10 protein-coding genes and 1 tRNA gene are annotated in these 14,493 nt (G+C 31.5%); 3 read left to right on the top strand and 8 right to left on the bottom strand.

Going from position 1 to position 14,493, the window contains the following annotated elements; translation table 11 throughout:
- Window positions 1-29: 29 nt before the first annotated feature.
- The gene (locus tag BUC09_RS03795; protein ID WP_073308827.1) at window positions 30-2,201 is read right to left on the bottom strand and encodes a S9 family peptidase; all 2,172 of its coding nucleotides are present in this window, start codon (window positions 2,199-2,201) and stop codon (window positions 30-32) included.
- A gap of 144 nt (window positions 2,202-2,345) precedes the next feature.
- Here BUC09_RS03795 and BUC09_RS03790 point away from each other — a divergent pair, with 144 nt between their 5' ends.
- The gene (locus BUC09_RS03790) at window positions 2,346-3,662 is read left to right on the top strand and encodes a hydroxymethylglutaryl-CoA reductase, degradative (RefSeq protein ID WP_073308826.1); all 1,317 of its coding nucleotides are present in this window, start codon (window positions 2,346-2,348) and stop codon (window positions 3,660-3,662) included.
- 2 nt (window positions 3,663-3,664) lie between these two features.
- Complete coding sequence (locus tag BUC09_RS03785) at window positions 3,665-4,576, top strand: GYDIA family GHMP kinase (RefSeq protein ID WP_073308825.1); 912 nt, start codon at window positions 3,665-3,667, stop codon at window positions 4,574-4,576.
- 69 nt (window positions 4,577-4,645) lie between these two features.
- Here the strand turns inward: BUC09_RS03785 and BUC09_RS03780 are convergent, their stop codons facing one another.
- The 5 genes from BUC09_RS03780 to BUC09_RS03760 all read right to left on the bottom strand — a co-directional run bounded on the left by BUC09_RS03780 (window position 4,646) and on the right by BUC09_RS03760 (window position 9,535).
- Window positions 4,646-6,739 carry a peptidylprolyl isomerase gene (locus tag BUC09_RS03780; RefSeq protein WP_073308820.1) on the bottom strand — a complete coding sequence of 698 codons (2,094 nt, stop codon included), beginning with the start codon at window positions 6,737-6,739 and terminating at the stop codon, window positions 4,646-4,648.
- A gap of 96 nt (window positions 6,740-6,835) precedes the next feature.
- Window positions 6,836-7,030: a hypothetical protein gene (locus tag BUC09_RS03775; RefSeq protein ID WP_073308818.1), complete on the bottom strand. Its 195-nt coding sequence runs from the start codon at window positions 7,028-7,030 to the stop codon at window positions 6,836-6,838.
- 14 nt (window positions 7,031-7,044) lie between these two features.
- Window positions 7,045-7,599 carry an LPS export ABC transporter periplasmic protein LptC gene (gene lptC, locus BUC09_RS03770; RefSeq protein WP_073308816.1) on the bottom strand — a complete coding sequence of 185 codons (555 nt, stop codon included), beginning with the start codon at window positions 7,597-7,599 and terminating at the stop codon, window positions 7,045-7,047.
- 3 nt (window positions 7,600-7,602) lie between these two features.
- On the bottom strand, window positions 7,603-8,808 hold the full coding sequence (locus BUC09_RS03765) for a BamG family beta-barrel-assembly machinery protein (RefSeq protein ID WP_073308809.1): 1,206 nt from the start codon (window positions 8,806-8,808) through the stop codon (window positions 7,603-7,605).
- Window positions 8,801-9,535, bottom strand: a complete 735-nt coding sequence (locus tag BUC09_RS03760; RefSeq protein WP_073308807.1) for a type III pantothenate kinase — start codon at window positions 9,533-9,535, stop codon at window positions 8,801-8,803. Before BUC09_RS03760 ends, BUC09_RS03765 begins: the two co-directional genes overlap by 8 nt.
- Before the next feature lie 129 nt (window positions 9,536-9,664).
- On the opposite strand from BUC09_RS03760, the gene BUC09_RS03755 reads away from it, so the two are divergent.
- Window positions 9,665-9,737, top strand: a tRNA-Phe gene (locus BUC09_RS03755).
- 55 nt (window positions 9,738-9,792) lie between these two features.
- Here the strand turns inward: BUC09_RS03755 and BUC09_RS03750 are convergent.
- Window positions 9,793-12,516: an AsmA family protein gene (locus BUC09_RS03750; protein ID WP_234972514.1), complete on the bottom strand. Its 2,724-nt coding sequence runs from the start codon at window positions 12,514-12,516 to the stop codon at window positions 9,793-9,795.
- Window positions 12,517-12,642: 126 nt separating this feature from the next.
- Window positions 12,643-14,403, bottom strand: coding sequence for a DUF885 domain-containing protein (locus tag BUC09_RS03745; RefSeq protein WP_073308803.1), 1,761 nt, complete (start codon window positions 14,401-14,403; stop codon window positions 12,643-12,645).
- Window positions 14,404-14,493 lie beyond the last annotated feature (90 nt).

Genomic DNA, 14,493 nt, shown 5'->3' with positions numbered 1-14,493 from the left:
TTTATAGTTTTTGGTTAGTAATATTTAAATTAAAGTTTCTCTTTAATAAAATTCGTCATCTTAGTATACAATTGTAAACGTGTTTTCCCTCCAAAAATACCATGATTTTTATCTGGATAAATTGCCCAATCAAATTGTTTATTAGCTTGAACTAAAGCTTCAACCATTTTCATGGTATTTTGCACATGTACATTATCATCAGCCGTTCCGTGAATTAATAAAAAGTTTCCTTTTAATTTACCCACATGTGTTATAGGCGAGTTATTGTCATAACCACTTGCATTCTCCTGAGGTGTTTGCATATAACGCTCAGTATAAATACTATCATAATATCTCCAAGAGGTTACTGGTGCAACTGCAATAGCCGTTTTAAACACATCTGCACCTTGAAAAATACAGTTTGAAGCCATAAAACCTCCAAACGACCAGCCAAATATACCAATTCTAGATTTATCTACATAAGAATATGTTCCAAATACCTTTGCAGCATCAATTTGATCTTCTACTTCATATCTACCTAATTCTTTCTGTGTACACTTTTTAAATTCAGCTCCTTTAAAGCCTGTCCCTCTTCCATCTACACAAGCAACAATATATCCTTGTTGTGCTAACATCATAAACCAATAGTCATCTGTCCCATTCCATCCATTATCAACTTGCTGAGAACCAGGGCCAGAATATTGATACATAAATACAGGATACTTTTTATTGGGATCAAAATCTTTCGGTTTTATCATCCAAGCATTTAATTTATGTCCCTTTTCTGTAGTTAACTCGAAGAACTCTTTTGAAGGCAAGTTGTAAGCCGCTAATTTTTCTTCTAACTTCTCATTTGAAGCAATAACTTTAATTTCTTTACCAGATTTAGTTTCATTCAAAGTATACTTTGGCGCATTTTTAGCACTTGAGAACGAATTAATGAAATATTGGAAGTTTGGACTAAATGTCGCTGCATTAGTACCAGTTTGAGTTGACAAACGTTTTTTACCACTTCCATCTAATTTGATGGCATATACATCACGGTTGATTGAACCATTTTCAACTGATTGATAATAAATCATCCCGTTTTTCTCATCAAAACCATAATAGTTTGTTACTTCCCAAGCTCCTTTTGTAACTTGCTTTTTCAACTTACCTGCCTTGTCGTAATGATAAATATGGTTGAAACCATCTTTTTCTGAAGTCCAAATAAAACTGTTATCCTTTAAGAATGTCAAGTTATCTGTTACATCCACATACGCTTTATCTTTTTCATTCAAAGCAACTTTCGTTGCGCCAGAATTTCCATCTACAAACAATAAGTCTAAATTATCCTGATGACGATTTAATACTTGTGCAGACAATACATTTGCATCATTAGTCCATTTAAGGCGAGCAATATAAAAATCATTGTATTTGTCTAAATTTATTTTTTGTGTACTTCCTGTTTTAGAATCATAAATATGAAGAGAAACTAAAGCATTTTTCTCTCCAGCTTTGGGATATTTAAATACATCTTGTGTTGGATACAACCCTTGATTGTATAAATCCATAGAGAATTGAGGAACATCAGTTTCATCAAAACGAATAAAGGCAATTTTATCTGAACCTAAATTCCAATCGTATGCCTTTACAAAAGAAAACTCTTCTTCATACACCCAATCAGTCACACCATTTATGATGCTGTTTTTCTTTCCATCTGTAGTAATTTGAGCATGTTTTTTCGAAGCAAGATCATACACATACAAATTATTTTGATACACATAAGCAACTTTAGACCCATCAGGTGAAAAGGTTGGTTCTTGTACTTTATACTCAGCTAATTTTGTTAATGATTTTGTTGCGATATCATAGATAAAGTAATCAGCAACAAATGAATGACGGAAAATTTGATCACTGTTATTAGCAACCAAAAGTTTCTTTTCATCTTTACTAAAAATGTAAGAATCTATACCTTCTAATTGTTTAAAATCTTTACTATCTAGCAAAGTGGCAACTTTATTTAAAGTAGCAAAGTCATATAAATTAATTTGAGAAGATTTAGAAGCTCTGTCAAAATCCAAAACAGTATACTGATTTGTATTTTTCATAGCTTCAAGAGCAGTCATACCTTGAGCTCTAAAAGCTCCTGTCCAAATTTCTTCTAAAGTTAATTGCTTTTGTGCCAACATTGAAAAAGATGCAAAAAGCAAAATAAAAACAGAGGTTATTTTATTTTTCATTATAGAATTGATGATTAAAGGGCCAATTTTAAGGAAAAAAACCGAAATATTGACTTATTTTTTTGTTAAATACACATTCTAACCTAAATCTTCTACCCAATTCGACTACTAATTCTATCTTTGCAACTGTAAAAATGAATTAAGATGACTAAAGCTGTTAGCGGGTTTTCAAAATTAACGAAAGAAGAAAAAATCAACTGGATTGTTGAAACCCATTTTTCAAACACAATAGAAGCAAAAAATATCATCAAACAATATTGGAATGATGATGCAACGTTACAAAAATTACACGACGAGTTTATTGAAAACACAATAACGAATTTTTATCTTCCGCTAGGTGTTGCACCAAACTTCACTATTAATGGAAAAAACTATACTATCCCTTTTGCGGTTGAAGAAAGTTCTGTAGTTGCAGCAGCCAGTAAAGCAGCTAAATTTTGGGGTAATCGTGGTGGATTTAAAACTACAATTATCAATACTGAAAAAATTGGCCAAGTTCATTTTATTTACAAAGGAGACAAACAAAAATTAGAGCAGTTTTTTAATGAAGTAAAACCTAAATTTTTCTCTGAAACCGAAAGCATCACTAAAAACATGCAAAAAAGGGGTGGTGGTATTTTAGATATTAAACTTAGCGACAAAACTGTTGACTTAGAAAACTATTACCAACTTCATGCTACTTTTGAAACGAAAGATTCAATGGGAGCCAACTTTATTAATTCGTGTTTAGAGCAATTTGCCAAAACATTGAAAGAAGAAGCGCTGAACTTTACTTCATTTACAGAAGAAGAAAAAAACATTACCGTAGTAATGAGTATTTTATCCAACTACGTCCCTAATTGTTTAGTTCGTGCCGAAGTTTCTTGCAAAGTAGAAGATTTAGCAGAAAAGCACATCGAAAACCCACAAGAGTTTGCCGAAAAGTTCGTGCAAGCCGTTCGCATAGCTGAAATAGAACCTTACAGAGCTGTTACACACAACAAAGGCATCATGAATGGTATTGATGCTGTTGTAATTGCTACTGGAAACGATTTTAGAGCTGTTGAAGCTGGAGTTCATGCCTATGCCTCTAAAGATGGTAAATATTCTAGTTTATCACATGCTAAAATAGAAAATGGTATTTTTACTTTTTGGATGGAAATCCCTTTAGCATTAGGAACTGTAGGCGGACTAACTAGCTTACATCCATTGGTGAAAGTTGCTTTAGAAATGCTTGAAAAACCAAGCGCACAAGAATTAATGCAAATAGTAGCTGTTGCTGGATTAGCTCAAAATTTTGCTGCCTTGCGTAGTTTGACAACAACTGGTATTCAACAAGGTCACATGAAAATGCACTTGATGAATATTTTAAATCAGTTCAATGCAACTGAAGAAGAACGCAAACAAGTAGTAAAACACTTTGAGAGAAACACAGTTACACATAGTGCAGTTGTAGATTATTTAGCAGAAATAAGAAAATAGTTTTGAAAAAAACCTACTACAGTAACGGAAAACTATTAATCACTGGGGAATATGTGGTTCTTGATGGCGCGAAAGCATTTGCACTACCTACGAAATTTGGCCAGAATCTTATTGTAGATAAAGGTATCTCAAACACCTTTCAATGGACAAGTTTTGATAGTGACGGAAGTATTTGGTTTGAAGATAAATTTAGTTTTGAAGATATAATTCAAAAAACAGAATTTGGAGACAACAAGATAAAAACTACTTTGATTGAAATATTGCATCATGCTTATTTGTTAAATCCAGATTTTATAAAATCGGATTCAGGTTATAAAATTACAACCGAACTCACATTTCCTAAGTTTTGGGGATTAGGTACGTCATCCACCTTAATCAACAATATAGCCAAATGGCTAGAAATTGATGCTTTCAAGCTACTTAAAAACAGTTTTGGAGGTAGTGGATACGACATTGCATGCGCACAAAACAACTCCCCTATAATTTATCAATTAATAAATGGAACACCCAGAATAACTAATGTAGACTTTGACCCTGATTTTAGCGAAAAGCTATTTTTTGTGTATTTAAACCAAAAACAAAATAGTAGAGCTGCAATAAACAATTACTACAACAAACAAGGCAATATTCAAAAAACAATACCTATTATTGACAATATCACCAATACAGTAATTCATTCTAAAGATCCCAAAAATTTTGCTGTAGCATTACAGGAACATGAAATCGAGATGAGTGCCATTTTAGAATCACAAACTATTCAAGAAGCCCTTTTTAGTGATTTTGATGGAGTGATAAAAAGTCTTGGAGCATGGGGCGGTGATTTTGTATTAGCAATTTCAAAAGAAAATCCAACTACCTATTTCAAACAAAAAGGCTATGAAACAGTAGTCCCTTACAATGACATTATTCTTTAAAAAAATATTAAAAACAAATAAGGCCATCACAATGTGATGGCCTTATTTTATATTTTCTAATCTAAGCTATTAGTTGAACTCAGCTCTGTTATCTTGAATATCAGCATTTTTTCTTAAAGCTCCATAAACTCTTCCGGCTGCAGAACCTTTAGATTGTGAATTTACTCTTGAAGCAACTTCGTTGTAATCTTTAACAGCTGGTGCTTTTACAGTTGATTTCACTTTAATTTTGAAAACTCCAGAATTACCAGCAATTGTTTGAGAAACAACACCTGTTTTTAATGAGAATGCAGTTCCAACCACTTTTGGTTCAGGACCAATAGTTTCGATAAATGAACCAGAAGCAGCAACATCTTTAGCCTCTTTAACAGGAGATCCTGTAGCTTTAGAAACCGCTTCTAAAGTTGTCCCAGTCATTTTAACTTCAATTAACTTAGCTTTTTTCTCGTTTCTTAATTTCATACCAAAAGCATTTTTTGCATCTTCAATTGGCATTAAACCTTCTTCATTAATTTTTTTCAAACGTGCAACAACACTTCCTGCTTGAGTATTAAATCTTTTGATTTCTCCTTCTTTAGCACTAAATGCCCATCTAACGATTTCTCTTTGGTTACCAATTCCTTGAATATTCTCATCTAAAGCTAATACTTTTGCAAGCGGAGCAATAGTTAATTTGTTATCTTTTGCAGCAGTTTCAAAATCTTTTTCATTTGCAGCCATTTCAAACTTTGTTGCTTTTGTAAATACAGCATCACTAGTTGCTTCTGAAGGAATAATCTTTTGAGCGATGGTCGCTAAACGAATTCCATCTTGTTTGTCAGTTACATTAATGATATGGTAACCAAATTCAGTTTCAACTAAACCAATTTTCCCAACTGGATTTCCAAAAACAAAGTTTTCAAAGTTTTTAGTCATTTGTCCTTTAGAAAAGTAACCTAAATCTCCACCTTGTTGTTTAGATGAATCATCAGAGTTAGTAAATGCTAACATTGCAAATGATCCAGGATTTGCCTGAAGTTGAGCTAACAATTCTTCTGCTTTAGCTTTAGCTTCTTCTTTAGTTCTTGTAGCTTGAGATCTTGCAGCACCTTTGTAAGACAACAAAATGTGACTTGCTTTAGCATTGATTGCTGATTTTTTTCCTAATGACTTCGAAATACAATAGTAATCACCAAACATATAAGGCCCATAAGTTCCACCTTGAGGCGTATTAAAAATTGCTTCAGCATGTTCAACTGGCAAATCTTTTTTAGCTATATACGTAGAATCGTATTTAATATCAGAATTTGTATTTACAAAATCAATTACATTAGTAGTATTACGGAAACCAGCAACAGTGTCATTTTTACCTGTAGTAGCATTGTAAACTACAGAAGAATTCATTAAAGCATTAACTTTATCTTTAATCGCTTTTTCATCTTCAGCAGATGGTTTGTCTTCTATTAAAACAAATTCGATTTCACGAGATTCTTCAGCTTTATACTTTTTTTCATTCTTTTTCATGTAAGCTAAAACTTCCTCATTTGTCAACTCAACTTTTTTATCATCTATAGTTGAATAAGGCACAGATACTAAATCAAAAGTAACTTTATTATTTTCTAATTCGTAGTTAAATTTACCTTCTGATTGAGTAGTATAAAAACCTGATTTCACCATAGTGTTATACATTTGCTCAACAGCAAACTGTGACAAAGATTTTTCGTAAGCTAACCATTGTTGCCATCTTTCAGGTGAAGAATTTTTTATAGAGCCGATAAACTCATTAAACTTTGCTTTATCAAACTTACCAGCAGCATTTAAAAATTGAGGGTTTTGCGCGAATTGAGGATCTTCTTTGATTAAGTTAATCAATTGATCATCACCTATGCGTAATCCTAATTTTTCATATTGTCCTTCAAGCAATACTCTTCTCACTTCTTGCTCCCAAACACCGTTTGTAGCTTGCATCATAGTTACACCTTGTTGGCTTTTTTGTGCATTATCAACTTTAATTCTAAAGTCTTCAAAAGGAATATCAACACCGTTTATAGTACCCGCGTTTCTTGTTCCTGTTCCAAAACCTTTATTTTCGATTAAAGCTCCAATAATGAATGCAAATAGTGATAATCCCACAATTGCAATTACTAGTAATGAACGCTGTCTAATTTTAGATAAAACTGCCATTATATTATAATATTTTTTTATTCAGTGGGCGAAAATACAATTATCTATGAAATAATAAAAGATGTTCGCATTTATTTTAAAAGAAAGTTTAATTTTTTATTGATTATTGTTTCTGTCTTCAAATTTTTTAGCAAATTTTTTTCTAAAAAGAAACATCACAACAGACATTGCGGCTAAGAAAAAACTCAAATAAGCTTGATTTGCATTCGTATTTAGCTTTGAAACCCCATCGTAAACAAAAAAAGCTCCAGCTAATAAATATGCGTATTGTGTGTATTTTAAATAATTCATTCTGTTTTTTTTTATTAAAGACTGTATACTCCGTTAATTTTTTGTGTGTCTAAACTTTTAAAATCTTTACTGAAATCAATTCCTTCTCCGTTTATAACATTCCCTTTATCTGTGAATATGTATTTTTTTTGTGTAAAAAACCACTCATTTTGCTGATCATAATACAATTGATCGGTCTCTAATTTTTTCCCATCATGTGTTATTATGGTTACTTGACCTCTTAAATCTATAAGATTAGAAACTGAGTAAGAAATTGCATATTTTGATGTCACAAAACTTTGATTTCCTTTTTCATCATATATTGTCACTTTAATACCTTTAGGAAACTCTGTATAAGGAAATTCTAGATGCGAATAATCCAACATCTGTGGAGAAATCAAAACTGCCTTTATCTTTCCAGAATCAGTGTATTTTAAATCAAAATCTTGAGCCTCCCCTACTGGATTCAATTCAGTAATATTAATTTTTCTAACTTCGTTAAAATTACTTTCGCAGGAAATAAAAAAAAGTGTTACAACCAAAGGAAGTATCACTTTTTTATGTATATTTTCAAACAAAGTTAACTGCATTAATTAGTCGTATTTGCGCTTATTAAACCATTTATCATTAAATGATAATCCAATAGAAAAATTTTGATAATTCTCTTGAATTAAACCAGAGGAAATGGTTCCTCTTTTCCCTAATTCATAACTAAAATTTACATTGGAAAAACCTCCCAAAGGAAAACCTAAACCTAAAGTTAAAGCTTTATCTTTTATTGATTTTGAATTAAGAACCAAACCAATATTTTCATATCTATAACCTGCTCTATACACTATCTTTTTGAAATAATTAGAGTAAGAATTATAATTTGGAATATAATAACCTCCAAGTGAAATCTTAGAAGTACTTTCATATGAAACATTATCAATTACATCATCTGGATACTTACCTTTACCTTGAAAAGTAGACTCAACACCCACGAACCATTTTTTATCTTGTCCTATACCTGATCCTATTGAAAATTTTGGAGAAACACTAACTTTTGAATCTGGAACACTTACCTCTTCAGTATCATTACCCCTTTGGGTACCTACAAATCTTGTATGTTTATATTTCAATTTTGATGTTGGTGAAAAAGTGGCATTTGAAATAAAATCAATTTTTTTAAATTTAGTTTTAAAATTCAAACCTGCTTTAACATTAAGACCAGATATTTGGTAATTATTTGTTTCAAAAGAACTGTATTGAACACCGTCTTTATCAACATTAGAACTTTTATCAATATCTCCAAAATCATAAGCCAAATCAAGACCTAAACTAAATTTAGTATTTAACTGATATCCAGCTCCAACAAAAAATCTATTAACCCCACCTTTTCCTTCATAAACACTGTATTGCGAACTTTCTCTTTTCTGTATTTTATAACCCACACTACTATATGGCATTAATCCAAAGCTAACTCCCATTTTTCCAACAGGGAAAGCAACACTTAAATAATCAAAAGTAGTACGCTGTGAATTCTCTTCTGCAACGGAGCCCTTTAATTTACTAGGAGAAAAAGTGCCTGACACAGTAAAAGTTGTTAATTTTAAAGCTGGTAATGATGCAGGATTTTGTAAATTCAAATGAATACTATCCGTTACAATTCCCAACCCTCCCATAGCTCTATTTTCTACGGTACCTTTAAATTTAATTTCTCCAATTCCATAAAACGAATACGGAGATGCAGTTCCTTCTTGTGCAAATGTATGTAACGAAAATAGCATGATGCTACCTAATAAAATCTTTTTAATCATTGTTGATTTGATATTGATATAAACTATTCAAACTTTCTAGTAAAAAATTTGAATTGGCAAATATGGTATTTTTTAATCGTTTAGCCAAAAAATTAGCATCTCCACCCGTTAAAATTATGATAAAGTTTTCCTTTTCTGCCTTTATAGCATGAATATAGCCATCAATTTCAAAAGTCAAGCCATTAACAACACCAGAATGCATCGAATTATCAGTAGAATTCCCGACAAGATTTTCAATATCTTTTAGCTCAAGCAAAGGAAGCTTGGCTGTGTAATTATGCATTGCTTCATATCGTAATCTAAAACCAGGAGAAATTGCACCACCATAGTAAACATCATTTTCATCTACAAAATCATACGTAACACAAGTACCAACGTCAATGATTAATCTATTTTGAGATGGGAATTGCAAAACAGCACCAGCAGTTAACACCAATCTATCTATTCCTAATGTTGTAGGTGTTGCGTATTTATTTATAAAAGGCAGTACTTTTTCTCTATCAATAAAGTAAATTTTCACCCTTTGAGAAAACACTTCAAGTTGCTCTTTTTCAATTTTTCCTACTGATGCAATGACTAAAACAGAAATTTTTTTAAATTTTTTTAAAATATTTTCGATCGAAATTTGAAAATTAGAAAGGCTAAAAATTTCCTTTTCAATTAATGTATTTTCCTCAAAAACAGCACTTTTAATTTGGGTATTCCCCACATCTATAGTTAAAATCATAACTCGAATTATTGATTGGGCTAAGGTACAAATAGATTTTTTTAAAAAATTGTTTTGGATAAATGAAAAATGGTTCTATATTTGCACCCGCAATCAACAAGCAGAAATGCTCAAATGAAAGCAACCAAAGGTGCCTTAGCTCAGTTGGTAGAGCAACGGACTGAAAATCCGTGTGTCCCTGGTTCGATTCCTGGAGGCACCACCTTCAAAAAACCCACTCAATGAGTGGGTTTTTTAGTTATATAAAAAAGCCAATCTTAAGGATTGGCTTTTTTTATTGTATCATTAGTAGATTCATCATACTCTGTTTCTTCTAAATCATCTGATTTTTTTCCTATTTTAACAATTGGCTTGTCTTGAGTTCCTGTTATCTTTAAAGGAATTCCGATAATACCTAACGGCGGCAAACCTAATCTCATTTTAAGGTTTAGTTTTCCATCTAAAGAAGCTTGTCCTGCAATTCTTGGTCGGAAGCCAGCTACTTTAAATTTAAACTGATCAATTGTCATTATATTATTTTTTACCGCTGTTTTAATGTCAATTTCTGACAAATCTGGATTTTTAAGCCCTTCATGCTCTGTTGTTTTACTAACCGCATTAAATAACTTAAAACCTTTCATTTTTATTTTTTTAACTGATAAAACACCTCCTCCTTTCAAGGAAGGATATACTGGCTTCATGTTTTGATCTAAATAACCACCAACTTTATAATCCAAAGATACAATCCCTTCTGCCGATTCTGCTGCTGGCACCATATCACGAAACATTTTCACTTCGTTATATGCTTTTTTTACATCAAAATCTTTAGCTACAATCTTATAATCAAAAAGTGCCTTTTGAGTACCAATGTTTTTATACGAAGCATTCATTTTTGTCAAGCAACCAATTAAATTAAAACCGGTGTTCTTCAATTGCAATTCGCCTTTATCCATTTTTAGGTAACTTGACAGATTCGTGAGATTTAAGCCATCAAAATTTACTTTATTGATATTCGTCAATAAACTTAAATTAAAATTCGTTGGCACCACAACAACTCCATTAGAAGTTACTGTATTGCTCTGCGACTCTTGAGCACCTGAACTTACATCAACTCCCGACATAAATTCATCTACATTTATAAAATTAGATTCGACTTTAAATTCTCCTTTTAAAATCGCTTTATCAGACATCACAAAATTGATAACATTTTGCATTTGCCCATTCATTTTAAAATCAGATTGACCGTAAGTAGCCAAAAAGTTTTTAAACGACATATTATTTTGGTTAAAAGCAAACAGCCCCTCTTTAATCACAAAAGGCTTTGACAAATAGGCTGAAGTTGTACTTATATTTTGCAGAAAAAGAGTTCCACTGTTTTGTAATCGATTGTAGTTCCCGTTAGTAGCGTCACTTTGCTTTCCTTTTAGTGATAAATCAGCTTTTACAAAACCTTCAATATCTAAATCTTTTTGCGAGAATACTTTATAGATTCTTCCTAAATCTATTTCCCCTTTTGCTTTTATATCATAAAGAATATCATCAAAGTTTTCTAAAGAAGCGTTGATGTACATTTTCTTTCCTTCAAAATCAAAAGAAGCCGGTGTAATTTTTACATTCAAATCCTTGTATTGTCCTGAACTATTGCTAACATTTGCCGTTAAATCGATATTTGAAATTGGATTAGGATACCATTGTGTTTTTAAACCTCCTTTTTGCAAAAGTATATTTCCTTTGGTTATGGGAAATAATCTTTTATTTTTATCATAAACTCCATTAACATCAACATCAGCAATCAATTTTCCTGAAAAATCCATGTTTTGAATCCCTAGAGCTTGATGTAGTTTTTTTAAATCTAAATTAGATTCAATTTTAGCTTTTATATTAGGCGATGTTAAACCAACAGTTTCAATTTCTCCTTTAAAATAGTCTTTACCCATATTAAAAGTTAGTGGAGTTATTTTAACCGATAGTTGGCTTACATCCAACGAAGGTAATTTTGTATCTAATTTCAAGGTAAGATTTGAAGCTGGATTTTGAGTTTTATTGTAATTCACCAATCCTTCTCTAATGTTCATAGCAAAAGCTAAATCAGGCTTTTTATTTTCTTCTACATTATAAATCCCTTTCAAGGTTAAAAGCAAATCTGTTTTTCCTTGTATCTCTGTTTTCTCTAACCATTTTACATACTGAGGTGGCAAAGCCGTAAAGAAGTCATGCAAATTACTGTTATTTGACTCTATATTAAAATCCAAATTATAACCACTCTTTAAGAAGTTAAGTTTTCCAATGAAGTCTATAGGCAATTGGTTAATCACCAAGTTATTTTGCTGAAAAACAAACGCTAGTGAGTTTGTATTAACTAATGTAATTAATTCTGCATTTACTTTTTTATTTTTTAAATATTCTTCTCCTCCAAAAGAAAAATCAAAAGATTCAATTTTAGCTTCAGTCTCTAAATCAAAAATTGCTTTATCAAAATCTCCTTTCCCCAGATAATTAAATCCTTTTGCGTTAATAAAAACATTGGCCGATTTATCATTATATGTTAAATGGGTGTTTTCAATTTGAATACGGTCTAATCGAAGCGAAGTTTCACCTGATTTTTCATCATTAGTAGACTTTTCTGAAACATAAACATTGTAATTAGCTTGTCCTTTTTCATTAACCAAAACATTCATTTCAGCGTCTGAAACATATATTTCATCAATTTTGATGGCATTATCAAAAAGCAAACTTTTCAAATTGACACCAAAAGAAACATCTTGAGCCTTTACCAAATTTTGATTTTGATACGGTGCAGAACCATTCAGAGAAAAATCAGTCAATGTAAGTGTCAACGATGGAAAGTGACTAAAAAAAGACAAATTAGCCTCTTTAAAATTCAATTCTCCTTTCAACTTTTTATTAGCAAAAGATTTTACTTCCTGCGCTATTTTTCCCGGAAAGAGTATTGGCAAAATAAACATTAAAAATAGAACAGAACCTATCAAAATTCCACTCATCTTTAACCCTTTAATTAGTATTTTTTTGAGACTCCATTTCATACAACAAATATAGAACTGCTTTTATTTTATACTGAATTTCCCTACTTAAATTTACAAATAGTTTTCTATAAAAAAAAGGGGAATTTAATTCCCCTTTTCAATCCATTCATTAATTTTTTTCTCAAGTAATGCTAACGGCATAACTCCAGACTCTAATACTTTTTGATGAAAGACCTTAATATCAAACTTATCTTTCATTTGATTTTGAGCCTTTTGACGTAATTCCATTATTTTTAATTGACCAATTTTATATGATAATGCTTGACCTGGTATTGCCATATATCTCTCAACTTCTGAAATTATACTAGCTTCGCTTTCAGCCTCGTTTTCTAATGAGTACTTAATAGCTTGTTCGCGTGTCCATCCTTTAGAATGTAAACCAGTATCTACTACTAAACGAATGGCACGGTGCATTTCGTTACCTAGCATACCAAAGTACTGATAAGGATCCTCATACAATCCTAATTCTTTTCCTAAACTTTCTGTATAAAGTGCCCAACCTTCCCCGTAAGCTCCAAACCAATTGAACTTTCTAAAATCAGGCAGTTCTTGATTTTCCTGTTGTAATGAAATTTGAAAATGATGACCAGGAATGGCTTCGTGTAAAAACAAATCCTCATCTCCATAATAATTATACTTTGTTACATCAGAAATTGGCACATAAAATACTCCTGGACGAGAACCATCTGCAGCTCCTTGAACATACTCAGCACTTGCTGTTTTTTCTCTAAATGCTTCTACTCTTCTAACTTCAAAAGGTGTTTTTGGTTGTAATGAAAAAAGTTTGTCAACATTAGGTTTAATCTTTTTATGAATAGCCTCAAAGTTTGCAATAACCTCTTCAGGCTTTTTAAAAGGCATTAGTTCCTTCTTGTTTCTTACATAATCAAAAAATTCAACTATTGTTCCTTTAAACCCAACTTGTGCTTTTACTTTCTCCATTTCTGACTTTAAACGAGCTACTTCACTTAAACCCAACTCATGAATTTCTTCTGGAGTTTTAGTTGTTGTTGTCCATTGTTTAGCGTAAACTGCATATAATTTATTGCCTCCTGGAATACTTCCTATTCCGCTTGTACTTCTAGATGCTGGTAAATATTCGTTTTTCAAGAAATCTACCATTTTTTTATACTGAGGCATCAACTTTTCATTAATCATTGCCATATAATCGCTTTTTAAAGACGATTTAACATCGGCAGACAAATCATTTGGCATAGCCTTAATGGTAGAATAAAATATATTATCCTCTATTTTAGGTGTTATTTGATCTTCAAATTGTGGAATCAGCTTAACAGTTAATGCTTTAGGCAAAACCATTTTCTTAGCAATCCCTTTTTTCATATATACCATTGCCGAATCTATCCAAACGCTATAGGCATCCATTCTTTTCAAGAAACTTCTATAATCTTTTTCAGTCTTAAATGGCTGAGCAGCTGTACCACTAGCAAATTGTGACATCGTTAAATGAGTGCCCCAGAATTGGTGGATTGGCATTAGATTGTTATCTGTTTTTAATAGATCTTTTCCAACTGCTGTTTCCCATTTAATAATCTCGTAACTTATTTTTTCTTCTGGAGTTAAACTTTCTGAATCTATAGTAGCCAATTCAGATTCGTATTTATTAAAAAAATCAGCTTGTTTTTTTCGGTATGAATCAGTCATTTCGAACACAAATTGGTCATTAAATTCGTTTTGACCATTTAAAGTTGCGTTTAAAGGCTCTAACTGATTTTTGTCTTTAAAATAATTTTTAGTAACAGTAGCAAAATCTTCTGTTTTGGTTTCTTTTTTACAACTAGCAAACACAAATGGAAGTGCCGCCGATAAAAGAATTACTTTTTTCATAGTTTTAGATTAGGATGATTGATAGTAAAGCTAATAAAATTGATTGGTTTTAAAATAAAGAAGCCTTTAAACTTAACATTTTATTTAGGT

It is taken from the genome of Flavobacterium terrae (assembly GCF_900142035.1).
GTDB lineage: Bacteria > Bacteroidota > Bacteroidia > Flavobacteriales > Flavobacteriaceae > Flavobacterium > Flavobacterium terrae.
Note: the sequence above shows the minus strand (reverse complement) of the source record. Positions and strands in the feature narration are given on the sequence as shown.

Coding starts and splice junctions, on each gene's coding strand:
- BUC09_RS03745 (WP_073308803.1), bottom strand. CDS start 14,403: ATGAAAAAAGTAATTCTTTTATCGGCGGCACTTCCATTTGTGTTTGCT.
- BUC09_RS03765 (WP_073308809.1), bottom strand. CDS start 8,808: ATGATTAAAAAGATTTTATTAGGTAGCATCATGCTATTTTCGTTACAT.
- BUC09_RS03775 (WP_073308818.1), bottom strand. CDS start 7,030: ATGAATTATTTAAAATACACACAATACGCATATTTATTAGCTGGAGCT.
- BUC09_RS03750 (WP_234972514.1), bottom strand. CDS start 12,516: ATGAGTGGAATTTTGATAGGTTCTGTTCTATTTTTAATGTTTATTTTG.
- BUC09_RS03790 (WP_073308826.1), top strand. CDS start 2,346: ATGACTAAAGCTGTTAGCGGGTTTTCAAAATTAACGAAAGAAGAAAAA.
- BUC09_RS03760 (WP_073308807.1), bottom strand. CDS start 9,535: ATGATTTTAACTATAGATGTGGGGAATACCCAAATTAAAAGTGCTGTT.
- BUC09_RS03780 (WP_073308820.1), bottom strand. CDS start 6,739: ATGGCAGTTTTATCTAAAATTAGACAGCGTTCATTACTAGTAATTGCA.
- lptC (WP_073308816.1), bottom strand. CDS start 7,599: ATGCAGTTAACTTTGTTTGAAAATATACATAAAAAAGTGATACTTCCT.
- BUC09_RS03795 (WP_073308827.1), bottom strand. CDS start 2,201: ATGAAAAATAAAATAACCTCTGTTTTTATTTTGCTTTTTGCATCTTTT.